This is a genomic window from Achromobacter sp. JD417, assembly GCF_041879325.1.
In the GTDB taxonomy this organism is placed as follows: Bacteria; Pseudomonadota; Gammaproteobacteria; order Burkholderiales; family Burkholderiaceae_B; genus Achromobacter; species Achromobacter mucicolens.
Window position 1 is genome coordinate 3,465,138 of record NZ_CP087159.1, and the last position, 22,599, is coordinate 3,487,736.

18 protein-coding genes are annotated in these 22,599 nt (G+C 66.2%); 8 read left to right on the forward strand and 10 right to left on the reverse strand.

Annotated features, from left to right (window positions below; genetic code table 11):
* The first annotated feature begins 11 nt into the window (after nucleotides 1–11).
* Nucleotides 12–476, forward strand: coding sequence for a MarR family winged helix-turn-helix transcriptional regulator (locus LN047_RS15980; protein ID WP_175155719.1), 465 nt, complete (start codon nucleotides 12–14; stop codon nucleotides 474–476).
* Nucleotides 477–623: 147 nt separating this feature from the next.
* Nucleotides 624–1,208, forward strand: coding sequence for a YceI family protein (locus LN047_RS15985; RefSeq protein ID WP_373979549.1), 585 nt, complete (start codon nucleotides 624–626; stop codon nucleotides 1,206–1,208).
* Between the two features lie 254 nt (nucleotides 1,209–1,462).
* Here LN047_RS15985 and LN047_RS15990 read toward each other — a convergent pair whose 3' ends face one another.
* The 5 genes from LN047_RS15990 to LN047_RS16010 form a co-directional block, all read right to left on the reverse strand.
* Entirely contained in the window at nucleotides 1,463–2,758 is a 1,296-nt protein-coding gene (locus LN047_RS15990; protein ID WP_373979550.1) for an acyl-CoA thioester hydrolase/BAAT C-terminal domain-containing protein, read from the reverse strand.
* Nucleotides 2,759–2,783: 25 nt separating this feature from the next.
* The gene (locus tag LN047_RS15995; RefSeq protein ID WP_373979552.1) at nucleotides 2,784–3,773 is read right to left on the reverse strand and encodes a Bug family tripartite tricarboxylate transporter substrate binding protein; all 990 of its coding nucleotides are present in this window, start codon (nucleotides 3,771–3,773) and stop codon (nucleotides 2,784–2,786) included.
* Nucleotides 3,774–3,961: 188 nt separating this feature from the next.
* A complete protein-coding gene (locus LN047_RS16000; RefSeq protein ID WP_373979553.1) occupies nucleotides 3,962–4,519 on the reverse strand; it encodes a DUF1415 domain-containing protein in 558 nt (185 codons plus the stop codon).
* A gap of 69 nt (nucleotides 4,520–4,588) precedes the next feature.
* Nucleotides 4,589–6,061, reverse strand: a complete 1,473-nt coding sequence (locus LN047_RS16005) for a M20 family metallopeptidase (RefSeq protein WP_373979554.1) — start codon at nucleotides 6,059–6,061, stop codon at nucleotides 4,589–4,591.
* Between the two features lie 82 nt (nucleotides 6,062–6,143).
* Nucleotides 6,144–7,061 carry a LysR family transcriptional regulator gene (locus LN047_RS16010; protein ID WP_280000599.1) on the reverse strand — a complete coding sequence of 306 codons (918 nt, stop codon included), beginning with the start codon at nucleotides 7,059–7,061 and terminating at the stop codon, nucleotides 6,144–6,146.
* A 162-nt stretch (nucleotides 7,062–7,223) separates the two neighbouring features.
* Between LN047_RS16010 and LN047_RS16015 the strand changes: the two genes are divergently transcribed.
* Nucleotides 7,224–8,180: an alpha/beta fold hydrolase gene (locus LN047_RS16015; protein ID WP_373979555.1), complete on the forward strand. Its 957-nt coding sequence runs from the start codon at nucleotides 7,224–7,226 to the stop codon at nucleotides 8,178–8,180.
* Between the two features lie 19 nt (nucleotides 8,181–8,199).
* On the forward strand, nucleotides 8,200–9,183 hold the full coding sequence (locus LN047_RS16020; protein WP_056319064.1) for a tripartite tricarboxylate transporter substrate binding protein: 984 nt from the start codon (nucleotides 8,200–8,202) through the stop codon (nucleotides 9,181–9,183).
* Between the two features lie 109 nt (nucleotides 9,184–9,292).
* On the opposite strand, the gene LN047_RS16025 is transcribed toward LN047_RS16020, so the two are convergent.
* Together LN047_RS16025 and purL are read right to left on the reverse strand one after the other, a co-directional pair.
* A complete protein-coding gene (locus LN047_RS16025; RefSeq protein ID WP_373979556.1) occupies nucleotides 9,293–10,924 on the reverse strand; it encodes a methyl-accepting chemotaxis protein in 1,632 nt (543 codons plus the stop codon).
* Nucleotides 10,925–11,115: 191 nt separating this feature from the next.
* On the reverse strand, nucleotides 11,116–15,165 hold the full coding sequence (gene purL / locus LN047_RS16030; protein WP_062841089.1) for a phosphoribosylformylglycinamidine synthase: 4,050 nt from the start codon (nucleotides 15,163–15,165) through the stop codon (nucleotides 11,116–11,118).
* Nucleotides 15,166–15,526: 361 nt separating this feature from the next.
* Between purL and LN047_RS16035 the strand changes: the two genes are divergently transcribed.
* From LN047_RS16035 to LN047_RS16045, 3 genes are all read left to right on the forward strand, one after another.
* Nucleotides 15,527–16,069, forward strand: coding sequence for a TRAP transporter small permease (locus LN047_RS16035; RefSeq protein WP_373979558.1), 543 nt, complete (start codon nucleotides 15,527–15,529; stop codon nucleotides 16,067–16,069).
* Nucleotides 16,066–17,364 (forward strand): TRAP transporter large permease, encoded by a 1,299-nt coding sequence (locus tag LN047_RS16040; protein ID WP_056319056.1) that lies wholly within the window; start codon nucleotides 16,066–16,068, stop codon nucleotides 17,362–17,364. The genes LN047_RS16035 and LN047_RS16040 overlap by 4 nt, the downstream gene beginning before the upstream one ends.
* An 84-nt stretch (nucleotides 17,365–17,448) precedes the next feature.
* On the forward strand, nucleotides 17,449–18,477 hold the full coding sequence (locus tag LN047_RS16045) for a DctP family TRAP transporter solute-binding subunit (RefSeq protein WP_128827201.1): 1,029 nt from the start codon (nucleotides 17,449–17,451) through the stop codon (nucleotides 18,475–18,477).
* Between the two features lie 163 nt (nucleotides 18,478–18,640).
* Here the strand turns inward: LN047_RS16045 and greB are convergent, their stop codons facing one another.
* From greB to LN047_RS16060, 3 genes are all read right to left on the reverse strand, one after another.
* The gene (greB, locus tag LN047_RS16050; RefSeq protein WP_056319052.1) at nucleotides 18,641–19,192 is read right to left on the reverse strand and encodes a transcription elongation factor GreB; all 552 of its coding nucleotides are present in this window, start codon (nucleotides 19,190–19,192) and stop codon (nucleotides 18,641–18,643) included.
* Nucleotides 19,193–19,260: 68 nt separating this feature from the next.
* Nucleotides 19,261–20,106, reverse strand: a complete 846-nt coding sequence (locus LN047_RS16055; RefSeq protein ID WP_373979559.1) for a 3',5'-nucleoside bisphosphate phosphatase — start codon at nucleotides 20,104–20,106, stop codon at nucleotides 19,261–19,263.
* 69 nt (nucleotides 20,107–20,175) lie between these two features.
* Nucleotides 20,176–21,042, reverse strand: a complete 867-nt coding sequence (locus LN047_RS16060; RefSeq protein ID WP_373982139.1) for an alpha/beta fold hydrolase — start codon at nucleotides 21,040–21,042, stop codon at nucleotides 20,176–20,178.
* A 352-nt stretch (nucleotides 21,043–21,394) separates the two neighbouring features.
* Between LN047_RS16060 and cfa the strand changes: the two genes are divergently transcribed.
* Nucleotides 21,395–22,588: a cyclopropane fatty acyl phospholipid synthase gene (cfa, locus tag LN047_RS16065; protein ID WP_174245446.1), complete on the forward strand. Its 1,194-nt coding sequence runs from the start codon at nucleotides 21,395–21,397 to the stop codon at nucleotides 22,586–22,588.
* The last annotated feature ends 11 nt before the right edge of the window (nucleotides 22,589–22,599 follow it).

Genomic DNA, 22,599 nt, shown 5'->3' on the forward strand with positions numbered 1-22,599 from the left:
TTTTTTACGCCATGTCCAGCAGAAAAAATAGCGCCGCATCCGAACCGCAAGCTGGCCTGCCGATGATCGGTTCCTTGCTGCGGCTGCCGCGCGAGCATGTCGTCGCGCGCATGCTGACCACCGTCAACGCGCAGGGCTTTGACGTGTCGTTGACCGAGCTCGGCGTCTTCATGTACCCCGGCCCGCACGGCCGCCGGCCGATCGAGCTGGCGCGCCAATGCAATATGTCGCGCCAGGCGATGAACTACGTCCTGGCTGAACTGGAGCGGCGCGGCTATCTGCTGCGACGGCCTGGCCCGGCCTCCAATTCGACCGAGCTGCAGCTTACGGCGCGCGGCCAGGAGATGTATGCGCTGATGCGCACCTGCGTGGCCGACGTCGAACAGGAATGGAAGGAACACCTGGGCGAACAGCGCTTCAACGCGCTGCGAGAGACCTTGCAGGACCTGTCGGCGTGGCTGGGCAAAGTGGATTGATGCCATCGGACGGTGCGCAATGCAGGACCGCGAGTTTTTGATTTAAGCCACGCTGCTGACACGGAACTGAATGTTATTGTCTTGCCTTCCCTGCACGCTTGCGGCCTGCCGCAGCCGTGACGTGAACGCCATATTCAAGGAGCCGCAATGAAGTTGATCCCGACCCTGCTGCTGGGCGCAAGTGCGCTATCGCTGACCATTGGCGCCACTGCCGCGCCGGTCACCTATGATCTTGATCCCTCGCATACGTACCCCAGCTTCGAGGCCGATCATTTCGGCGGCCTGTCGACCTGGCGCGGCAAGTTCAACCAGTCCAGCGGCGTGGTCGTGCTGGACCGTCAGGCGCGCACCGGCACGCTGGAAGTCACCGTGGACATCAAATCGGTGGACTTCGGCCACGACGAGATGAACCAGCATGCGGTCGCGCCCGACATCTTCGATGCGGCCAAGTACCCCACCGCCACGTTCAAGGGCAAGTTCACCAAATTCGATGGCGACAAGCCGGAAGAAGCGACGGGCGACCTGACGCTGCGCGGCGTCACGCGCCAGGTCAAGCTAGAGATCGACGACTTCAAGTGCATCGACCACCCGATGGTCAAGCGCGAAGTCTGCGGCGCCGACGCCTCCACGGAATTCAGCCGCAAGGATTTCGGCATGAACTTCGGGCTGGACATGGGCTTCAAGCCGGAAGTGAAACTGAAGATCCAGGTCGAGGCGATCCGCCGGCAGTGAGTCTGGTGCGGGCACAATGCAGGGGACCGGCAATGCCGGTCTCTTTTTGTTGGGGATGACCCGTCTTCGCTTGGCACGGTGTCAGACACCCTTGTGGCGGCTGATCAACTTGGTGGTCAATTCTGACGGGTGTCAGACACCTTGAAGCAAACCGAGGTGTCTGACACACGCGGAGCCGCCGTCACATGCTGACGGCCCTCTCGCCCGGGTGTCTGACACCGGCCCAGATGAGCCACCGGCCCGCGCGAGATGTCCTACCCTTCCCCAGCCCGAACCTGCGCCAGAAAGTCCAGCACCGCCCGGTACGATCCTTCGTTGCCGGCCGCATTGGCGGATGGCGTGCCGCCAGCATCCAGCAGCAGCCCGGACATCGCGTGCGGCTTGTTGATCAGCGTGGCGGGCAGACAAGGATAGTGGACGTGGTGCCCTGCCCCCGCGCAGGCGTAATGGCGCGTCGGCAGGTCATGCGCCTGGCGCTGGCGCACCACCATTTCGGAATACGCGGTGCTGGGCCAGAAGCCATCGTCCGATGCGCTTACCAGCATGACCGGGCCGGGATAGTTTTCGACGGGAATGCGCGCGCGCTCGACGGCCGCCGCATCGCGCGTGGCGCTCAGGAACGCCAGGGTCTGGCGGTACGGCGGATCCGAGGCATAGGCGGCGTCCCAGTCGGCCGTGGCGTTGTCCTGCCACAAGTGCGGCAAGGGCTCGCCATGCCGGGTCCAGACCTGGGCGTTGCGTCCCGTGCCCGGCGCGCCCGCACTGACCACCCCGTGCGTCACGGGCGATGGCACATAGGCGACAACGGCGCTTACCAGGTCGGGGAAATGCGAGGCCACGAGCAATGAGGTCTCGCCGCCCCGGCTGATGCCGGACACCGCCACGAAGCCGTCGCGGGGCTGCAGCGATTTACGGACCCACTTCAGCGCCGCCTCGAAGTATTCCAGCGGCATGTCGTTCAGGTATTTCGGCCGGCCATCGTAGTTGAAGATCGCCAGCGCCAGGCATTGGTAGCCGCGGGCGGCGAATAGCGCCGCCCGCGGCGAATTGACGCCGCCCGACGAGCCGTTCATGTAGACCACGACCGGATGCGGACCGGGGCCGGCGGGCACGTAGAGTTCGCCGGACACCATCATGCCGTCCACCGTTTCCCGCACGGACCGGTGCGTGACGCCATCGGCCAGGAAGTCCTGGACCATCGTGGCGTCGGCGGTGAGCGTGCCGCTGGCGGCATGGATATGCACGGTCAGCGCCTGGGTGTTGTCGGGCGGGAACACCACGCGGTCCATGTCCTGGCACACCATGGACCAGACAAGTCCCATGGCCGAAGGCTCGGCATACGAGCCGGACACCGGGCAATCGCGCCGCAGGTCCAGCCGCCCGTCATGGCCGGCCATGAACTCGGCTTCCGAGCGCCACGTCGCGCCGCACATGCTCATGCTGGCGGTGACGGTGATGAAGGCATACGCCGGAAAGCCTTCGATGTGGATGTCACGCTCGACGTCGATGAGCGCGCGTTCGGGCGTTACGGTGATACGGGGGTGCGTCACGGTCGTCTCCCTGGCAGTCGCGGTCTCATGCCTTCAGATCGGTCTTGGGCACGCCGTTGGCCTTGATGACCTGCGCCCACATCGCCGATTCGTCGGCGATGACCTTATCCAGGTCGGCGGATGACGTGAACTCCACGGCCACGCCCTGCTCGGCAAACTGCTGGATCAGGCTGGGGTCGCGCGTGCCTTCGCGCACGGCGTGTTCCAGCGTCTTGACGACATCGGCAGGCATTGCGGCGGGGCCCGAGATCATCATGCGGGTGTAAAGCTCGAAGTCGTCGACGCCCGCTTCCTTCATGGTCGGCACATCGGGCAGACTGGACAGCCGCTTGTCCGCGGTCACGGCCAGGACCTTCAGCTTGCCGGATTTGATGTTGGGCAGCGCCGAGGTCGGGAAGTCGAACGTGCTTTGCACGGTGCCGGCCATCAGATCCAGCAGCGCCGGGCCGCTGCCCTTGTAGGGCACGTCCTGGAACTGCGTGCCGGTCTTGGACTGGAAATGCAGCAGCGCGAGGTGGTTGATGACACCGCGGCCCGCGTGCGCGCACGTGATGTCGTTGGGCTTTTTCTTGGCCAGAGTAATGAACTCCTGCACGGTATTCACGCCAAGGTCGGGATGCACGATCAGCAGCATGGGCGATTTGCCCATGGATCCAAGCTGCTTGAAGTCCGACGGCTGGTACGGCAGGTTGTTGTACAGCAAGGGGTTCAGGATCATGCCGTTGGTGCCGGCAAAGCCCAGCGTGTAGCCGTCCGGCTCGGCGCGCGCCACCGCGACGGTGGCAATGATGGCCTGCCCGCCCGGGCGGTTCTCGACGACCACGTTCTGCTTGAGCGTCTTGCCCATGCGATCGGCCAGCGCGCGCGCGGCGATGTCGGTCAAGCCGCCGGGCGCAAAGCCTACCAAGAGGCGCACGGGCCGCGTGGGAAAGGCGTTCTGCTGGGCCCAGACCGGGCGCGAGATCAACGGCAAGGCGGCAAGCGCGCCCAGGGCATGACGGCGGGTGAATCGCATACGGCTCTCCAGACAAAGGCAAAGGCCAACGCGCGGCCGACAAGGGCCGCGAGGCAAGACAATGAAAAGGGGAAGGACGTACAGGCCGCCGCCGAACGGCGACGGTCACAATGATCGTATGTTGTATGCAATACAACCGACGGGCTATCTAGGGATATCCCGCAAGCGTTGGCGCCAAGGCCCGCCGGTCAGGGCTTGGTCATCAGCTTCTTCCAGCCTTCCAGACCCAGCTTGTTCATCGTGTCGATGTTCTTTTCGTAGATCTCGGCGGCGTCCGGAAACGACTCCACTGCGCGGTCGATGCTGTCTTCGCGCAGCAGGTGCAGGATGGGATACGGCGAGCGGTTGGTGTAGTTCTCGATATCGTCCGGCTGCGTGTCGGCGAACTGGAACTGCGGGTGGAAAGTGGCAACCTGCAGCTCTCCCACCAGACGCATGCGCTTGAGCAGACGGTCCGACAGATCTTCGAATTCGTTGAACTCCAGGAAGTCGTCCAGCGCATCGGGAAGGATCAGCAGCGTCGTGTCGATTTTGTCGGGATCGGTGTCGGCCAGCAGCGCCAGTTCGTCCTGCAGATCGGTCAGCACGCCCTCGGCGTCGGTGGCGTCGCTGACGGCAAAGCGGATCTGGTCCTTGACCTGCGCCGCCTTGGCGAAGGGACAGAGGTTCAGGCCGATCACGGCCTGGTTCAGCCAATGGCGGGTTTCTGCGACCACATTGGCGTAGGCGTCGGAAGTGGAAATCATGGAATCAGTCCTGGAAAAAGAAAGAGCGCAAGGCCCCGGGCCCCGCGCTCTGCATGGCACGCGTGTGGATCAGGCGGCCGGCATGGCGGCCATGGTCTGGGCCACGGCGGCGGTCAGCTTCTTGCCGTACGGCACGTGCAGGAATTCGTTGGGACCGTGCGCGTTGGACTTGGGACCCAGCACGCCGCAGACCATGAATTGCGCCTGCGGGAACCCCTTTTGCAGGATGCTCATCAGCGGAATGGTGCCGCCCTGCCCGATATAGCCGCAAGGTGCGCCGTAGTACTGCTGCGAGGCCGCGTCCAGCGCCTGCGTCAGCCAGGGCACCGTGGCGGGCGCGTTCCAGCCGGTGGCGGCGCCTTCGTTGGCCTTGAAGATCACCTTGGCGTTGTAGGGCGCATCGGCTTCGAGCAGTTCCTTGATTTCCTGGGAGGCGGCCACGGCGTCGACCAGCGGCGGCAGGCGCAGCGACAGCTTGAACGCGGTGCGCGGACGCAGCACGTTGCCGGCGCTGGACAGCGGCGGCAAGCCTTCCGCGCCCGTTACCGACAGCGTCGGTCGCCAGGTGCGGTTCAGCAGCGCCTGCTCGGGTTCGGTGGTCATGGGCAGCACGAAGCCGCCGTCAGCGCCGCAGCTCCAGGGGAAACGGCGCCACACCTCGTCGCCCAGGATGCGGGCGGTGGCGGAAACCTGTTCGATGCGTTCGGCGGGGATTTCGCAGTGCAGGCTTTGCGGCAGCAGGCGGCCGGTGCCGCTGTCTTCAAGGCGGTCCAGCAGATGGCGCAGGATGCGGAACGAGGACGGCACGACGCCGCTGGAGTCGCCCGAATGGACGCCTTCGTCCAGGACCTGGACTTCCAGCGTGCCGGACACCATGCCGCGCAGCGACGTGGTCATCCAGAGCTGATCGTAGTTGCCCGCGCCCGAGTCCAGGCACACCACCAGCGCCACGTTGCCCAGGCGGTCGCGCAGCGCGTCCACGTACGGCAAGAGGTCATAGCTGCCCGATTCTTCACAGGTTTCGACGATGCCCACGCAGCGCGGACGCGGAATGCCTTGTTTGTCCAGCGCCATGATGGCGATCAGCGACGCGTACACCGCGTAGCCGTCGTCGGCGCCGCCGCGGCCGTAGAGCTTGCCGTCTTCGTATTTGGGCGTCCACGGGCCGAGGCCGGCGCGCCAGCCCGAGAATTCGGGTTGCTTGTCCAGATGGCCGTACAGCAGCACGGTGTCGCCGTTGTCGCTGCGGGTGGCGGGCGCGTCAAAGAAGATGACGGGCGTGCGGCCCGGCAGGCGCACCACTTCCAGTTTCAGGCCGGAAACCTTCTGCGCTTCGACCCACTGCGCCGCGTCGCGCACCACACGCTCGATGAACGCGTTCTTTTCCCAGTCGGCATCGAAGGCCGGGCTCTTGGCGGGAATGGCGATGTAATCGGTCAGCGCGGGGATGATCTCGTTGTCCCACTTGTCGTCCACAAAGTCCTGAAGGGCTTTGGGATCAAGGGTGGGCGGCAATGCGTCTTCGGGGATGCGTGCGTTCATGGCGCTGGCTTCCTGTGTGCGGAAAAGGGGCAAACCGCTATTTTATGCCTGCGCGCGATCGCCGGCTGATTTTCATGGGGCGCTACTTGGCTGCGTAGGCCTCGATACGGCTCCAGACCTCGCGGGCCAGGGGTTTGGCGTTGCCGACCGACTGGTACAGGCGGATTTCCATGTGGATGTCGTTGCGGGCGCCGTCGGCCCGCACCAGGCTGCCATTGCGCAGGTCGGGTTCGACCAGCGTGTGCGGCAGCCAGGCCAGGCCGAAGCCCTGGCGCGCCATCGCGTGCAGCGCGTCGGCCAGGTCGGACTCGTACGTGGTCTGCAAGAGCGGCACCTCGCACAGGCCGCGCAGCTTGTCGTGCAGGATGCGCCCCAGCGACATGCTGTCGGCGTAAGCCAGAAACGGCACGGGCGGGTCCGAGGCCAGCTTGGGCACGGCATGGCGGGGATGGCGCCCGCCCGGCGCGACCGGCACGCTGACCGCCACCAGCTTGTCCGCGCCCACGCGGCGGCAGCGGTAATTGGGATTGTCGATCTTGGCGTACAGCGGTTCGTGGGCATGGCACAGCAGGAAATCGACCTCGCCGTCCTCCAGCATGTCCACGCCGTAATTCAGCGTGGTCGTGATCACCTTCAGTTGAAAGGCCGGCAGGCTGCGCTGCACGCCCGCCATCAGGCCGGGCAGGACGGAATGCGCCAGCGTCTTGCCGGACGCAATCGTGATCTTGCGGGCGCGTTCCTGCTCCGGCTTTTGCAGGGCCTCGCGCGTCTCTTGCAGGATGTCCAGCACGTCGATGGCGGCGGCCAGCACGCTGCGGCCGGCGGCGTTCAGCGTGGACACCTGGTGGCCGCGCTCGATGAGCGGCACGCCCGCCCATTCCTCCAGCGCCTTGATACGGCGCCCGAAGGCCGGGTGCGTCACGTTGCGCGACTCGGCGGCCTGAAACAGGTTGCGTGACTTCGACAACGCGACGAAGTCCTCGAGCCATTTGATGTCCATGTGTCCTCCTCCATCCCCTGCCCGCCCCATGTCTGCCCGGGGCTGGGCGTGTGTTTTCCAGCGGCTCAGCGGCTGTGCCGATCCGGCACAACGCTTGCGCATTTTGCACAAGACAGAAACACCTTGCAACTAACATCCCTTCGACCACTCCTGGAAAACCCTATGCCCGACTCCCCCGTCCTGCTCAAGTCCATCCGCAGCCATTACGTTGGCGGCGCCGAAGTGGTGGCCGGCGGACTGCCGATGCAGCAGCAAAAAGTGGTCGGCAACGCGTCGCCCCGGCTGATCGACATGAATGGCGGCTACAGCGCCGGCCAACTGTATGTGCAGGAGTACCGGCTGGCCCAGCCGACCCGCCCCTACCCCGTGCTGCTGTGGCACGGCGGCGGCATGACGGGCGCGCAGTGGGAAAGCACGCCGGACGGGCGCGATGGCTGGCTGTGGCGGCTGCTGCAGGCCGGCTACGACGTCTTCGTGTCCGACGCGCCGGAACGCGGCCGCGCTTCCTGGGCGATGTTTCCCGAGATCTACGACTCGGCCCCGATCTTCCGCTCGAAGGAAGAAGCGTGGCGGCTGTTTCGCATTGGCCCGGCCTCGGGCTATGCACGCGCGGGCGAGCCGCGGCAGGCGTATCCCGAACAGCAATTTCCCGTCGACGCGTTCGACACCTTTTCCAAGCAGTTCGTGCCGCGTTGGCTGACCCACGGCGACATGGCGCTGGACGCGTACCGCGCGCTGCTGGACCTGGCGGGCCCGTGCATCGTGATCGGCCACAGCCAGGGCGGCGGCCTTGCCACGCAACTCGCCCAGGAATACGCGGCGACCGTGCGCGCCGTCGTGGCGGTCGAGCCTACCGGCACCCCGGCCCAGGCCAGCTGCCAATTGCCCCCGCAGCTGTTGATCTGGGGCGATCACTTCAACGCGGACGACACCTGGCAGCGCTACCGCGCCCAGACGGACGCCTACTGGAACGCCCTGCGCGCGGCCGGCCAACGCGCCGACGTGCTGGACCTGCCCGCTGCCGGCATTGCCGGCAACTCGCACTTCTGCATGCTGGATCGCAACAGCGACCACATTGCCGGACTGATCGTCGATTGGCTCGACCGCAGCCTCGACTAACCTTCTCGTGGAGACACCGATGACCTTGAAGAAAACCACCATTGCCCTGGCGCTCCTGACCGGCGCCACGCTGGCAGCCGGCGCGTCGGCCCAGCAGTCCGACTACCCGAGCAAGCCCATCCGCATGATCGTGCCGTTCGCCCCGGGCGGCACCGCCGACATCATCGGCCGCGTCTTCGCCGCGCAACTGGGCACCGAACTGGGCGTGACGGTGGTGGTCGAGAACAAGGCCGGCGCGGGCGGCTCGATCGGCACGCGCTACGTCGCCGACGCCGCGCCCGACGGCTACACGATCCTCCTGGCTTCCTCCAGCACCCACGGCACCAACCCGGCCGTCTACAAGAACCTGACCTACGATGCGTCGCAGGATTTCACGGCCATCACGCAACTGGTCACCGTGCCCGGCGTGCTGAGCGTCACCAAGGACTTCCCGGCGGCCGACCTGAACGCGCTGATCGCGCAATCGAAGGCCAATCCGGACAAGTACACCTACGCCTCGTCCGGCGCGGGCGGCCTGGGCAACCTGGCGATGGAACTGATGAAGTCGATGACGGGCGCGCATCTGATGCACATCGCCTACCGCGGCGCCGGTCCCGCCTTCACCGACGTGATCAGCGGCCAGGTGTCGATGATCTGGGAACCCGTGCCGGCCTCGCTGCCCTACATCAAGAGCGGCCAGATCCGCCCGATCGCCATCGCCGCCGACGCGCGTTCGCCGGAACTGCCCGACACGCCGACCTTCAAGGAAGCCGGCCTGGCGCGCTACGAAGCGAATGCGTGGAACGGCCTGCTGGCCCCGAAGAACCTGCCGGAAGCCGTGAAGACGAAGCTGCACGACGCCTCGGTCAAGGCGCTGAACACGCCCGAAGTGAAGGCCAAGATGGCCAGCCTGGGCGGGACCGTGGTGGCCGGTTCGTCGGACGCCTTCCAACAAGTGATCGCCAGCGACGTGAAGAAGTGGAAGAACGTCGCCAACGACGCCAAGATCCAGCTCGACCAGTAAGCGCCAAACAAAAGACCCCGGCGCGTTGCGCGGCGGGGTCTTTGCAGCGAGCTTGCAAGCCGGCCTTCAGGGCCGGCTTTTTGTTGGCGCGTAACCTTGCAAGGCGGGATCAGGCGCCGATGAGCGCCGGCTCGCCGCCGCGGCTGTCCAGCGCCGGCGCATCGGCCTCGATCACCCGGCCGGATTGCAGCTTGAACACCGCCACGGCTTCGCGCAGGCGCTGGGCCTGCGTTTCCAGCGATGCCGCCGAAGCCGCCGCCTCTTCGACCAGCGCGGCGTTCTGCTGCGTCACGCTGTCCATCTGCGACACGGCCTGGTTCACCTGCTCGATGCCCTGCGACTGTTCCTCGGACGCGCTGGAGATCTCGTTGATGATGTCCGCCACGCGGCGCACCGACGTGACGATCTCCTGCATGGTGGCGCCGGCGGCCTCCACCTGATCCGAGCCCACCGACACCTTCTGCACGGAATCGTCGATCAGGCCCTTGATCTCCTTGGCGGCCGCCGCGCTGCGCTGCGCCAGCGCGCGCACTTCGCTTGCGACCACGGCAAAGCCCTTGCCCTGCTCACCCGCGCGGGCGGCTTCCACCGCGGCGTTCAGCGCCAGGATGTTGGTCTGGAAGGCAATGCCGTCGATCACGCCGACGATATCGGAGATGCGGTGCGAGCTGTCGGCGATGCCGCGCATCGTGCCCACCACGTCGCACACGGCCTGGCCGCCGCGCGTGGCCACTTCGGACGCGGCCATCGCCAGTTGTGCCGCGCTGCGCGAGCTGTCGGCGTTGTTCTTTACGGTGGAGGACAGCTCGTCCATGCTGGCGGCCGTTTCCTCCAGCGAAGCGGCCTGCTGCTCGGTGCGGGAGGACAGGTCGATGTTGCCCGCGGCAATCTCGCGCGAGCCGGTGTGGATCTCTTCAACCCCCAGGCGCACGGCCGACACGGTGCGCGCCAGGCTGTCCTGCATGCGCTTGACGGCGGCGTACAGCACGCCGATTTCGTTGTTGCCGCGCTGCTCGATGCGGTTGGTCAGGTCGCCGCTGGCGATGCGGTCGAACAGGCGTCCGGCTTCATGCAGCGGACGGAAGACCGCCCGGCCGAAGACCACATACAGCCCCACGACCAGCGCCGCCACGACGACCAGCAGACAGATCAGAAACACGATGGCGGTATTGATGCGCGCGGCCGAATCGTGGGCCACGCGCTGGCCGATTTCGTCGGCAAAGTCCACGTACTGCTGGTTGGCCTGGGTGAACTTGGTGCCGAGCGGGCTCACCTTCTCCTGGTTGATGCGGCCGGCCTCCTTGGCGTCGCCGGCGCGGATCGCGGCGATCAGGGGAAAAATGGCTTCGCGCACGTAGACGTCGTAGGCGGCCAGCGCAGCTTCGAACAGGGGTTTGCCCTGCGGCGAAGTTTCGGGCAGCTTGCGCGCGGTCTCGATCTGGCTGGTGGCCTTGGCGACATAGCTGTCCATGCGCTGCATGTTGCTGGCGGCGGTGTCCAGGCTTTTGCCTTCCAGCAGCGCGCTATGCGCGGCCAGCAGCACCACGCGGGCGCGCAGCAGGTCCGATGCCGCGTCGTCCAGCGAATTGGCGCGGACCAGGTTGGTGTCCAGCATCACCTCGATCGAGGTGCGGTTGGACGTCAGTTGCTGATAGACCGCGAGGCCGGTCACCAGAAAAAGGGCAAAAAAGACGGCCAGGGCGGTCGTCAGGATTGCGCGGATACTTAAATTCTTAAACATTGAAAGCCACTCCGGGGGTTGCGTAACGCTCTCCCCTTAACGGCGCAATGCAATGAAAAGTTAAATATCTCATTGGGTTACATGCGGGCGGCGCGCGGACCCGGGCCTCACCCAAGCGCACAATGCAAAACCGCCGCGGACGTGCCGCGGCGGTTTCTGTGGCTACGGTTCGGGGTGTCACCCCCGGACGCTTACTTCAGCCAGGCGCGCGCGTTGCGGAAGATGCGCATCCACGGGCTGAACGCGCCGCCCGAATCCGCGGTGCCCCACTTCTCGGGCGCCCACGACATCATGACGTTGCGGGTCACGCGTTCCGGGTGCGGCATCATGACCGTGAAACGGCCGTCGGCAGTGGTCACCGAGGTCAGGCCGCCGGGGCTGCCGTTCGGGTTGAACGGATAGGCTTCCGTGGCTTGGCCGTAGTTGTCGATGAAGCGCGCGGCGGCCAGCACGCGGCCGGCGTCGCCCTGCTGGGAGAAGTCGGCAAAGCCTTCGCCGTGGGCCACGGCGACCGGGACGCGGGCCCCTTCCATGCCGGCAAAGAAGATGGACGGCGATTTGGCCACCTCCACCATCGACAGGCGGGCTTCGTACTTTTCGGACTGGTTGCGCGTGAAGCGCGGCCAGTGCTCGGCGCCCGGGATCATCGGCGCCAGCGCAGCCATCATCTGGCAGCCGTTGCACACGCCCAGCGCAAAGGTGTCGGGACGCGCGAAGTACGCGGCGAACTGGTCCGACAGCTTGCTGTTGAAGCGGATGGTGCGCGCCCAGCCTTCGCCGGCGCCCAGCACGTCGCCGTAGCTGAAGCCGCCCACCGCGACCAGGCCCTGCATTTCCGCCAGGTCCAGGCGGCCGGACAGGAGGTCGGTCATGTGGACGTCGATGGCCTCGAAGCCCGAGGTGTCGAAGGCCCAGGCCATTTCGACCTGGCTGTTGCAGCCTTGCTCGCGCAGGATGGCCACGCGCGGACGCTTGCCGGTGTTGATGAACGGCGCGGCCACGTTCTCTTGCGGGTCGAAGGCCACGTTCGGGCTCATGCCCGGATCCTTGGTGTCGTTCCAGACGTCCAGTTCCGCCTGGGCGCACGCGGGGTTGTCGCGGCGCGCCATGATGCGGTGCGAGACTTCGGACCAGGCGCGGCCGAGGTCGGCGCGCGGCTGGCCCCAGACCTTGCGGCCGTCGCGGTAGAACTCGACCTCGTCGGCGGCATTCAGGCCGCCGATGACATGCGAGTGCGCCGACAGGCCCGCGCCGCGCAGCACCTGCATCACGGCGTCGCGTTGCGAGGCCGGCACCTGGATGACGGCGCCCGCTTCTTCCGAGAACAGGGCCTTCAGGGTCAGTTCGTCGCGCTGCACGGCGACCTGTTCCGGACGGATCTTGTAATCGCCCCAATCCGCCGATTGCGGATCGAAGGTCAGCATGTCCAGGTTCACCGAGATGCCGGTGCGGCCGGCGAAGGCCATTTCGACCAGCGTGGCGAACAGGCCGCCGTCGGAGCGGTCGTGGTAGGACAGGATGGTGCCGGCTTCGGCCAACGTGCGGATGGTGACAAAGAACGCGCGCAGATCTTGCGGCGAATCGATGTCCGGCACGGTCTGGCCGACCTGGTTATACGTCTGCGCCAGGATCGAGCCGCCCATGCGATGGCGGCCGCGGCCCAGGTCGATCAGGATCAGGACGCTGTCGCCCGCGTCGGTGCGCAGCTGCGGCGTCAGGCTGGCGCGCACATCGGCGACCGGCGCAAACGCGGTAATGATCAAGGACACCGGCGCGACGACCTGGCGCTGCTCGCCGTCCTGTTCCCAGGAGGTCTTCATGGACAGGGAGTCCTTGCCGACCGGAATGGACAGGCCGGTGGCCTGGCACAGTTCGCTGACGGCGGACACGGTGTCGTACAGCGCGGCGTCTTGCCCGGCCACGCCGCAAGCGGCCATCCAGTTGGCCGACAGCTTGATGTCTTCAAGGCGCGCCACGTCGGCGGCGGCCAGGTTGGTCAGGGCTTCGGCAACGGCCATGCGGCCCGAGGCCGGGGCGTCCAGCATGGCGATGGGGGTGCGCTCGCCCATCGACATGGCTTCACCGCGGAAACCTTCGTAGTCGGCCAGCGTGACGGCGCAGTCGGCAACCGGCACCTGCCACGGACCGACCATCTGGTCGCGGCTGGAGAGGCCGCCGACGGTGCGGTCGCCAATGGTGATGAGGAAGGACTTGTTGGCCACCGTGGGGTGGCGCAGCACGCGGTAGGCCGCTTCGGTCAGGTCGATGCCGGCCAGGTCCAGCGGCTCGGACACGCCGGGCAGGCGGGTGACGTCGCGGGTCATGCGCGGTGGCTTGCCCAGGATGACGTCGATGGGCACGTCCACGGGGCGCACTTCCGCGTCGCCTTGCGGGCGGATCGTGTCCAGGCCGGGCAGGCCCTCGCCGTCCACCACGCGCAGCTGCCGCTCTTCGGTGGCCACGCCCACCACCGCGTACGGGCAGCGTTCGCGGCGGGCGATGGCGTCAAAACGTTCCAGGTCCTGGGGCAGGATCGACAGGACGTAGCGTTCCTGCGATTCGTTGCTCCAGATTTCGGCGGGCGACAGGCCCGATTCTTCGAGGGGCACGCGCTTCAGATCGAAGATCGCGCCGCGGCCGGCGTCGTTGACCAGCTCAGGAAATGCGTTGGACAGGCCGCCCGCGCCCACGTCGTGGATCGCGATGATGGGGTTGTTTTCGGCCTGCTGCCAGCAGCGGTCGATGACCTCTTGCGCGCGGCGTTCGATTTCGGGGTTGCCGCGCTGGACGGAGTCGAAGTCCAGTTCGGCCGAGTTGCTGCCCATGCTAATGCTGGAGGCGGCGCCGCCGCCCATGCCGATGCGGAAACCCGGGCCGCCCAATTGAATCAGCAGCGCGCCGGGAGGAATGACTTCCTTGTGCGTGAGGCCGGCGTCGATGCTGCCCAGGCCGCCCGCGATCATGATGGGCTTGTGGTAGCCCCAGCGCGTGCCGCCAGCGGTTTGCTCGAACGAACGGAAGTAGCCCAGCAGGTTGGGACGGCCGAATTCGTTGTTGAACGCCGCGCCCCCGATGGGGCCGTCGATCATGATGGACAGCGGCGAGGCGATGCGATCGGGCAGGCCGTGGTGGTCGGCTTCCCAGGGCTGCAGCGCGTCGTCAAAGCGCAGGTGCGACACGGTGAAGCCCGTGAGGCCCGCCTTGGGCTTGGAGCCGCGGCCAGTCGCGCCTTCGTCGCGGATTTCACCGCCGTTGCCGGTGGAGGCGCCGGGGAACGGCGCGATTGCGGTCGGGTGGTTGTGCGTTTCCACCTTCATGAGCGTGTGCACGGTGGTGTCGCGGCGGATGTACTTGGCGCTGGCGGCGCCCTCGCCCGCCAGCCCCGGCACGCCGGCCTGGAAGCGCTGCGCGGGGCCGCCTTCCATGATGGCGGCGTTGTCCGAGTAAGCGACGACGGTGCCTTGCGGCTGCGCCTTGTGCGTGGCGCGGATCATGCCGAACAGCGTGTTGGGCTGCGACTGGCCGTCGATGACCCATTCGGCGTTGAAGATCTTGTGGCGGCAGTGTTCGCTGTTGGCCTGCGCGAACATCATCAGTTCGACGTCGGTGGGATCGCGGCCCAGGTCGGTGAAGGACTTGGCCAGATATTCGATCTCGTCGTCGGACAGGGCCAGGCCCAGCGTGGTGTTGGCTTCGACCAGGGCATCGGCGCCGCGCGTCTGGACGTCGACCGTGCGCATGGGCTTGCCCGCCAGCGGCTGGAACAGCGCCTGGCCGTCGAAGCTGGCGTCCACCACGGTTTCGGTCATGCGATCGTGCAGGCAGTCGGCCGCGCGCGCCAGCATGGCTTCGTCGAGCGACTTGGCGCCGAGCAGGCCGCGTTCGGGCGTGATGACGTAGCGCACGCCGCGTTCGATGCGATGCACCGACGACAGCCCGCAGTTGTGGGCGATGTCGGTGGCCTTGCTGGCCCAGGGGGAAATCGTGCCCAGGCGCGGGATCACCAGCAGGGACACGCTCTTGGCGGGCGCGTCGGCGGTGCTGGGCGTGCCGTAGTCCAGCAGCTGGGTAAGCTGCTGCTGCTGTTCGGCCGTCAGGGCGGCGTCGGTGCTGACGAAGTGCTCGTAGCGGGCGGATATGTCGGCCACCGGCAGGCCGGCTTCCTTCAATTGCGCCAGAAGGCGATCACGTCGAAAGGAGGACAGGACGGAGGAACCAGGCAGATGCTGAACTAGGGACACGATGCGGGCGCCGTATAAAGAGGGGTGCAAAGCGGGGATTTTACCCGTTTAAGGGGTTTTCCCGGAGCCGAAGTTCAATGGGGGTTCTGCCGCCCTCATCCGGCCAGTGTTACAAAAGAATTCCGCGCGCTGTCTGGCGTGGATGGTGCACAGCAATATCGGCCCGCCACCGCTTGGTGGAAAGGCGGTTTTCCCATTGCGGGCCCTGCCCGCCGGCAGACGCTTTGCGCAATGCAGCATGTTGCAGCCGCCCCGCATTGCGGGAAAACACGAACACCCTCGCTCGCGGTGCGACGGTAGGATGCAGCGACCCTATCCAACAAGAAAAGCGGCGCCCCACGCCCGCTGGCCGTTGCCTCACATGTCCCGCCCCGACGCCCCCGCCGAGCCCGTAGAACCGATCATCCCCGTAGAAGCAGATCCCGCCGTGAAGGTGCCGCTGGCCGTCGAGGACTGGCTGGCCGTGATCCTGCTGGCGACCCTGGCCATCATCACCTTCCTGAATGTGCTGGTGCGCTATTTCACCGATCAGTCGTTTGCGTGGACGGAAGAAATTTCCGTGTTCCTGCTGATCGTGCTGACGATGGCGGGCGGCAGTGTGGCCTTCGTGCGCAACCATCACATCCGGATCGAGATCCTGGCCGACTCGGGTTCGCCGCGCCGCCAGCGCATCATGGCGCTGTTTGCGAACAGCTGCGTGCTGGCGTTCTTCGTCTTGCTGACCGTGCTGTCGGTGAAGCTGGTGTACGACGAATTCATCTACGAGGAAACCTCGCCGGCCATCGGCGTGCCGACGTGGTGGTATTCGATCTGGCTGCCGGTCATGGCCGCGGCCATTTCGCTGCGTACGCTGGGCACCCTGCGCCGTCTGGCGCGCGCCCCGGTCCAGGATGCCCCGCGATGATCGCCGTCATCCTCTTTACCGTCTTCATCGTCCTGATGGTGATCGGCGTGCCGGTCGGCGTTGCGCTGGGCATCGGCGGCACGGTCGCGATCGTGCTGACCAACCTGGACACGCCGTGGTACGGCCTTCTGACCGTTCCACAGAACTTCTACGCCGGCCTGGCCAAGTACCCGCTACTGGCGATTCCGATGTTCGTGCTGGTGGGGTCGATCTTTGACCGGTCCGGCGTGGCCAAACGGCTGGTGGACTTTGCGATCGCCATCGTCGGTCGCGGTCCCGGCATGCTGCCGCTGGTGTCGATCGCGGTGGCGATGTTCCTGGGCGGCATTTCGGGGTCGGGGCCGGCCTGCGCCGCGGCCGTGGGCGCGGTGATGATCACCGCGATGTCGCGCGCGGGCTATCCGGGGTCGTTCTCGGCATCCGTGGTGGCCGCCGGCGCGGCCACCGACATCCTGATCCCGCCCTCCGTGGCCTTCATCATCTACTCCGTGCTGGTGCCGGGCGCCTCGGTGCCCGCGCTGTTTGCCGCCGGCATGATCCCGGGCATCCTGGCCGGTTTCGCGCTGATCATTCCGGCCGTGTGGCTGTCGCGTAAATACAAGATGGGCGCGCTGGAAGCGCACTTGCCCCGCCCGCCCTTCTGGAAGAGCCTGCGCGAGGCGTCATGGGGCCTGGCCGCGCCGGTGCTGATCCTGGGCGGCATGCGGTTGGGGTGGTTCACACCCACCGAGGCGGCGGTCGTTGCCGTGTTCTATGGCCTTTTCGTGGGCGGCTTCATCCATCGCACCATCAAGTTCCGGGACCTGTACACGATCCTGCGCGAAGCCGCCGAGCTGTCCGCCGTGATCATGCTGGTGGTGACGCTGGCCGGGATCTTTGCGTGGGCGCTGTCCACGCTCAGCGTGATCGATCCGATCACCCACGCCATCGTCAATTCGGGCCTGGGCGAATGGGGCGTGCTGGCGCTGCTGATCCTGCTGCTGATGACCGTGGGCATGTTCCTGGACGGCATCTCGATCTTCCTGATCTTCGTGCCGCTGCTCATGCCGATCGCCAATGCCTACGGCTGGGATCCGGTGTGGTTCGGCGTGATCCTGACCTTGAAAGTGGCGCTGGGCCAGTTCACCCCGCCGCTGGCCGTGAACCTGATGGTGTCGTGCCGCATCGCGCGCGTGCCGATGGAGTCGACCGTGCGCTGGGTGGTGTGGCTGCTGGGCGCGATGTTCCTGGTGCTGGTCGCGGTGCTGGTGTTTCCCGAACTGGCGCTGTGGCTGCCGCGCAAGCTGGGTTATTGAGAGAGGCTGGACGGGGCCGGCCCGACTGGGTGCCCGGCCGTGGATGACAACAACAGAAAGACTCGCATAGAGAGGAGACGCAACATGAAATTCCGCAACCTGATCGGCGCGGCGCTGTGCGCGGCGGCCGTGGTGGGCATGGCGCCCGCGCATGCGCAGAACTACAAGCCCGAGTACAAGCTCTCCATCGTCGTGGGCACCACCTTCCCGTGGGGCCAGGGCGCCGAGATCTGGTCGAATCTGGTGCGCGAGCGCACCGAAGGCCGCATCAACATCAAGGTCTACCCCGGCACCTCGCTGGTCCAGGGCGACCAGACCCGCGAGTTCACCGCCATCCGCCAGGGCGTGATCGACATGGCCGTCGGGTCGACCATCAACTGGTCGCCTCAGGTCAAGCAGCTGAACCTGTTCTCGCTGCCCTTCCTGATGCCCGACTACGCCGCCATCGACGCGCTGGTGCAGGGCGACGTGGGCAAGGACATGTTCAAGCTCATCGAAAAGGCGGGCGTGGTGCCGCTTGCCTGGGGCGAGAACGGCTACCGGCAGGTCAGCAACTCCAAGCGCGAGATCAAGCGCCCCGAGGACATGAAGGGCATGAAGCTGCGCGTGGTGGGGTCGCCCCTGTACATCGACACCTTCACCGCGCTGGGCGCCAACCCCACGCAGATGAGCTGGGCCGATGCGCAGCCCGCGCTGGCCAGCGGCGCGGTCGACGGGCAGGAGAACCCGCTGTCGATCTACACCGGCTCCAAGCTCTACACCGTGGGCCAGAAGTACCTGACGCTCTGGAACTACGTGGCCGATCCGCTGATCTTCGTGGTCAACCGAGAAGTCTGGAATTCCTGGTCGGAAAAAGACCGCGACATCGTGCGCCAGGCCGCGCTGGACGCCGGCAAGCAGCAGATCGTGATCGCGCGCAAGGGCGTCACGCCTGAAGACCCGTCGCTGCTCAAGGAAATCGCCGGCCACGGCGTCACCGTGACCACCCTGTCGCAAGCCGACCACGACGCCTTCGTGAAGGCCACCCAGCCCGTCTACGAAAAGTGGAAGAAGCAGATCGGCGAGGATCTGGTCAACAAGGCCGAAAAGTCGATCGCTGAGCGCAAGAAGTAACCCGCGAAAGTTTCGCAGCAAGCCCCAGGGGAACCGGCGGCGCAAGCCGCCAACCGAGGCAGGGACGCTAGAATCCCGCCCACCACACGGGCGCCGGCCACAAACCGGCGCCCGTTATTTTTTGGTGTCTGACACCCCGGATGATCGGTGTCTGACACCCGCCCTATTCCGGGTAGCTGACTTCCAGAATATCCAGCTCATCGATGCCGGCCGGTGTGCGCAGCACGACCGTGTCGCCTTCCCGCGCCTTGATCAAAGCGCGGGCCACCGGCGAGATCCAGCTGATCTTGCCGGCAAGCGGTTCGGCTTCGTCGACGCCGACGATGGTGACGGTGTGTTCCTCGCCGGCCTTATCCACGTAGACGACCGTTGCGCCGAAGAAAGCCTGATCGCGATTGGGTTGGGCCTTGGGGTCCACGACCTCGGCAATGTCCAGCCGCTTGGTCAGAAAGCGCATGCGCCGGTCGATCTCGCGCAGGCGCTTCTTGCCGTAGAGGTAGTCGCCGTTTTCCGAACGGTCGCCGTTGGACGCGGCCCACGACACGACCTGCACGACGGCCGGTCGTTCCACGTTCATGAGCTGCGTCAGCTCGCCGCGCAGGCGTTCGTAGCCCTCGGGCGTCATGTAGTTCTTGGTGCCGGCCGGCAGCGCTTGGGCCTGCGGCAGGTCGTCGTCGTCCTCGTGGTCGGACTCTTTAACAAAGGCTTTGTTCATGGCGGTTGCATCGCAATGGCGCGATCACTGTCGAAGCTTGTGAGAATGGGCGGCGCGGGCCGCCCGCGTCAGAACCAGTCGTGCCAGACCGGCTTCAGGTCGGGAGGCAGCGGCGGCAGTTGGCCCAGATCCATCCGGCTTTCCTTGGGACTATGAAAGTCCGAGCCGCGCGAGGCCAGGAAGCCGTAGCGGCGCGCCACCTCGGCGTACTGCCGCGCTTCTTCCACGGTATGGCTGCCCGTGTTGACCTCGATGCCCACGCCGCCCATTTGCAGGAATTCGTCGAACAGCGCGGCAAACTGCAGCGGGGTGTACTTGTAGCGGCCCGGATGCGCAATGACGGCCTGACCGCCCGCGCCGCGGATCCAGCCCACCGCGTCGGCCAGCGTGGCCCACTGCATGGGCACGTGACCGGGGCAGTCGTCGCCCAGGTGCTTGTTGAACACGGTCTGCACATCCGGACAATAGCCGGCCTGCACCAGATAGCGCGCAAAGTGCGTGCGGCTGATCAGTTCGGGATTGCCGGCAAACGGCAGCGCGCCTTCATACGCGCCGGGCATGCCCATGTCCGCCAGACGGTCGCCGATGCGCTTGGCGCGGGCGGCGCGTCCCGAGCGGGTCTTGCGCAGGCCTTCGATCAAATCCGCATTGTTGGGATCGAACCGCAGGCCGACGATGTGCACCGTAAGGCCGGCCCAGGTGACCGAGATCTCGACGCCGGTGGCAAACCGCATGCCCAGTTCCTGGGCCGCCGCCGAGGCTTCGGCGATGCCGCCCACTTCGTCGTGGTCGGTCAGCGCCCAGACGTCGACGCCATTGGCGAACGCGCGCTGCGCCACGTCGCGGGGCGCGAGCGCGCCGTCCGAGACGGTGGAATGGCAATGCAGGTCGATGTTCAGCGTGGGCGATTTCATGGGGCTATTGTAGAGAAGGCCCGGCGGCGCGCCTAGCGCCGGCCTGTCCCCACAATGCCGCCCGGCCGATCAGGCCAAGAGGAAGTCCGCCACCGGATCGACCTGGTCGTCCACGATAAGCGTGGGGGCATGGCCCACACCGGGCACTTCGAGCGCCCGGGCACGCGGATTGCGCTTGCACATTTCTTCGACCGTGGCGGGGGTCAGCAGGTCGGACAACTCGCCACGCACGATCAGGACCGGGCAATCGATCGCGTCATACGATCGCCACAGGATCTGTTCGCCCGCTGCCAGTTCCTCGGGCGTCTGGGCCCCCAAAGCCTGGGCAATCGCCAGGTCGTAGTGCTTGACCCACTTGCCGCCCTGTTCCGGATACAGGTATTTGGCCAACTCCGCCCACTGCGCGTCGGTGTGCGGACCAAAGGTTTCCGAATTGGCGCGCATCGTCGCCACAGCCTCTTCGAACGTGGCGAATTCGCCGGGCGCGCCCACGTACTGGCCGATACGCGACAGGGCGCCGTTCTCCAGACGCGGCCCCACATCGTTGAGCACCATTTTGTCCAGACGCAGTCCCTGGGCAGGCGGCAACATTCCGGCATGCGGGCGCATCGCGGCCATGGCCTTGGCGAACGCGGCGGCGCCCGACAGCGCCATGCCGATCAACCCGCCCATTGACGTGCCGACCCACGACAGGCTGGCCGGGCGCAAGCGCGCGATCAGCGTCACCATGTCGGACACGTACTGCGGCACCGTATAGAACGCCGGATTGACCAGCCAATCCGAGCGGCCGCGCCCCACGACGTCGGGGCAGACCACCCGGTAGTGGCCGGCCAGCCGGCGCGCCAGCACATCGAAGTCACGCCCGCTGCGGGTCAGGCCGTGCACGCAGAGCAGCACCCGGTCATTGACGGGATCGCCCCACTCCCAATAGGCCATGCGGTGCAGACCCGCTGGGCTGGCGCAGGTGACGAATTCCAAACGGGGTTCCAGGCTGGCTTGCACTTCGGTACGCTCCACGGGTTGCGCGCGGCCGGCACGGCGGCGCCGCTATGGCCGCTATCTTATCGGTTATGAAAGGCCGGTGCGGCCGGCTCTGGACTATCGCGGACTTCGTGGCTACGATCCCTGCATCTCCTAGCCACCGTTCGTGGCTGGCGCCCGTCCGACATTGCCGATGGCTATCGGCACGATGCATTCATTAAATTGGAGTTGCACACCTTTCAAGGCGCACAGTAAAAAGCTTCAGGTATTGCCAGATCAGTCTTCCCAAAATTGATATGGAGTCCGTATGCAGCAAAGCAGTCCCGTCCCCCCGCTGACCGAACAGCCCGCCGTTCAGACCGGCGTCGTCGTCTCCCCTCCCCCCGCCCCCCCCAAGATCCTGCAGGACCTGATGGCCCGCGCCGACGTGCAGATCAATGGGTCACGCCCCTGGGACATGCAGGTGCATGACAAGCACATGTACGAGCGGGTGTTCGCGAGCTGGTCGTTGGGACTGGGCGAGTCGTATATGGACGGCGAATGGGACTGCGAGCAACTGGACGAACTCTTCACCCGCCTGCTGCGCGCCGACATGGGATCCGCGGCGCTGGGCGTGGCCCGCATCAAGCTGATCGCCGAGCACCTGCGCCACAAGCTGTTCAACCTGCAATCCAAGCACCGCGCTTTTGAGGTCGGCGAGCAGCACTACGACGCAGGCAACGACGTGTTCGAAGCCATGCTCGACAGCCGGATGATCTACTCCTGCGCGTATTGGGAACATGCCCAGACGCTGGAGGAGGCGCAGGTCGCCAAGCTGGACATGATCTGCCGCAAGCTGCAACTGAAGGAAGGCGAGACCTTGCTGGACATCGGCTGCGGTTGGGGCGGACTGGCCAAGTTCGCGGCCGAACGCTATGGCGTCAAGGTCACTGGCGTGACAGTGTCCAAGGAGCAACTCGCGCTGGCGCAGGAACGGGTAAAAGGCCTGCCGGTCGAGCTGCTGCTGCAGGACTACCGCGACCTGCAGGGCCGCTTCGACAAGGTCGTCTCGGTCGGCATGTTCGAGCACGTCGGCCCCAAGAACTACGACACCTACTTCACCAACGTGCAGCGGCTGATGGCGCCGGAAGGCATTTTCCTGCTGCACACGATCGGCATCGCCGCCACCAGCCAGAGCACCGATCCGTGGATCGACCGCTACGTGTTCCCGAACGGCAAACTGCCGTCGGCGCGCGAGATCGCCACCGCCGTCGAGGGCCGCTTCATCATCGAAGACTGGCACAACTTCGGCGCCGACTACGACCGTACGCTGATGGCCTGGTGGGAGCGCTTCGAGCGCGCCTGGCCGACGCTGGAATCGCGCTACGGCACCCGGTTCTACCGGATGTGGAAGTACTACCTGATGTGTTGCGCGGGCTTTTTCCGGTCGCGCGAGGGCCAGCTTTGGCAGGTGATCCTGACGCATCCGCAGCGGCAGGACACCTACCGGTCGCTGCGCTGAAGCCGGCGCGG

What these genes read in the sequence shown, in the direction of transcription:
- LN047_RS16035 (WP_373979558.1), top strand. Translation starts at nt 15,527, where the DNA reads ATGTCCCGCCCCGACGCCCCCGCCGAGCCCGTAGAACCGATCATCCCC.
- LN047_RS16015 (WP_373979555.1), top strand. Translation starts at nt 7,224, where the DNA reads ATGCCCGACTCCCCCGTCCTGCTCAAGTCCATCCGCAGCCATTACGTT.
- LN047_RS16010 (WP_280000599.1), bottom strand. Translation starts at nt 7,061, where the DNA reads ATGGACATCAAATGGCTCGAGGACTTCGTCGCGTTGTCGAAGTCACGC.
- greB (WP_056319052.1), bottom strand. Translation starts at nt 19,192, where the DNA reads ATGAACAAAGCCTTTGTTAAAGAGTCCGACCACGAGGACGACGACGAC.
- LN047_RS15980 (WP_175155719.1), top strand. Translation starts at nt 12, where the DNA reads ATGTCCAGCAGAAAAAATAGCGCCGCATCCGAACCGCAAGCTGGCCTG.
- LN047_RS16020 (WP_056319064.1), top strand. Translation starts at nt 8,200, where the DNA reads ATGACCTTGAAGAAAACCACCATTGCCCTGGCGCTCCTGACCGGCGCC.
- LN047_RS15995 (WP_373979552.1), bottom strand. Translation starts at nt 3,773, where the DNA reads ATGCGATTCACCCGCCGTCATGCCCTGGGCGCGCTTGCCGCCTTGCCG.
- LN047_RS16000 (WP_373979553.1), bottom strand. Translation starts at nt 4,519, where the DNA reads ATGATTTCCACTTCCGACGCCTACGCCAATGTGGTCGCAGAAACCCGC.
- LN047_RS15985 (WP_373979549.1), top strand. Translation starts at nt 624, where the DNA reads ATGAAGTTGATCCCGACCCTGCTGCTGGGCGCAAGTGCGCTATCGCTG.
- LN047_RS16060 (WP_373982139.1), bottom strand. Translation starts at nt 21,042, where the DNA reads ATGGCCTATTGGGAGTGGGGCGATCCCGTCAATGACCGGGTGCTGCTC.
- LN047_RS16005 (WP_373979554.1), bottom strand. Translation starts at nt 6,061, where the DNA reads ATGAACGCACGCATCCCCGAAGACGCATTGCCGCCCACCCTTGATCCC.
- LN047_RS16040 (WP_056319056.1), top strand. Translation starts at nt 16,066, where the DNA reads ATGATCGCCGTCATCCTCTTTACCGTCTTCATCGTCCTGATGGTGATC.
- LN047_RS16045 (WP_128827201.1), top strand. Translation starts at nt 17,449, where the DNA reads ATGAAATTCCGCAACCTGATCGGCGCGGCGCTGTGCGCGGCGGCCGTG.
- LN047_RS16055 (WP_373979559.1), bottom strand. Translation starts at nt 20,106, where the DNA reads ATGAAATCGCCCACGCTGAACATCGACCTGCATTGCCATTCCACCGTC.
- LN047_RS16025 (WP_373979556.1), bottom strand. Translation starts at nt 10,924, where the DNA reads ATGTTTAAGAATTTAAGTATCCGCGCAATCCTGACGACCGCCCTGGCC.
- cfa (WP_174245446.1), top strand. Translation starts at nt 21,395, where the DNA reads ATGCAGCAAAGCAGTCCCGTCCCCCCGCTGACCGAACAGCCCGCCGTT.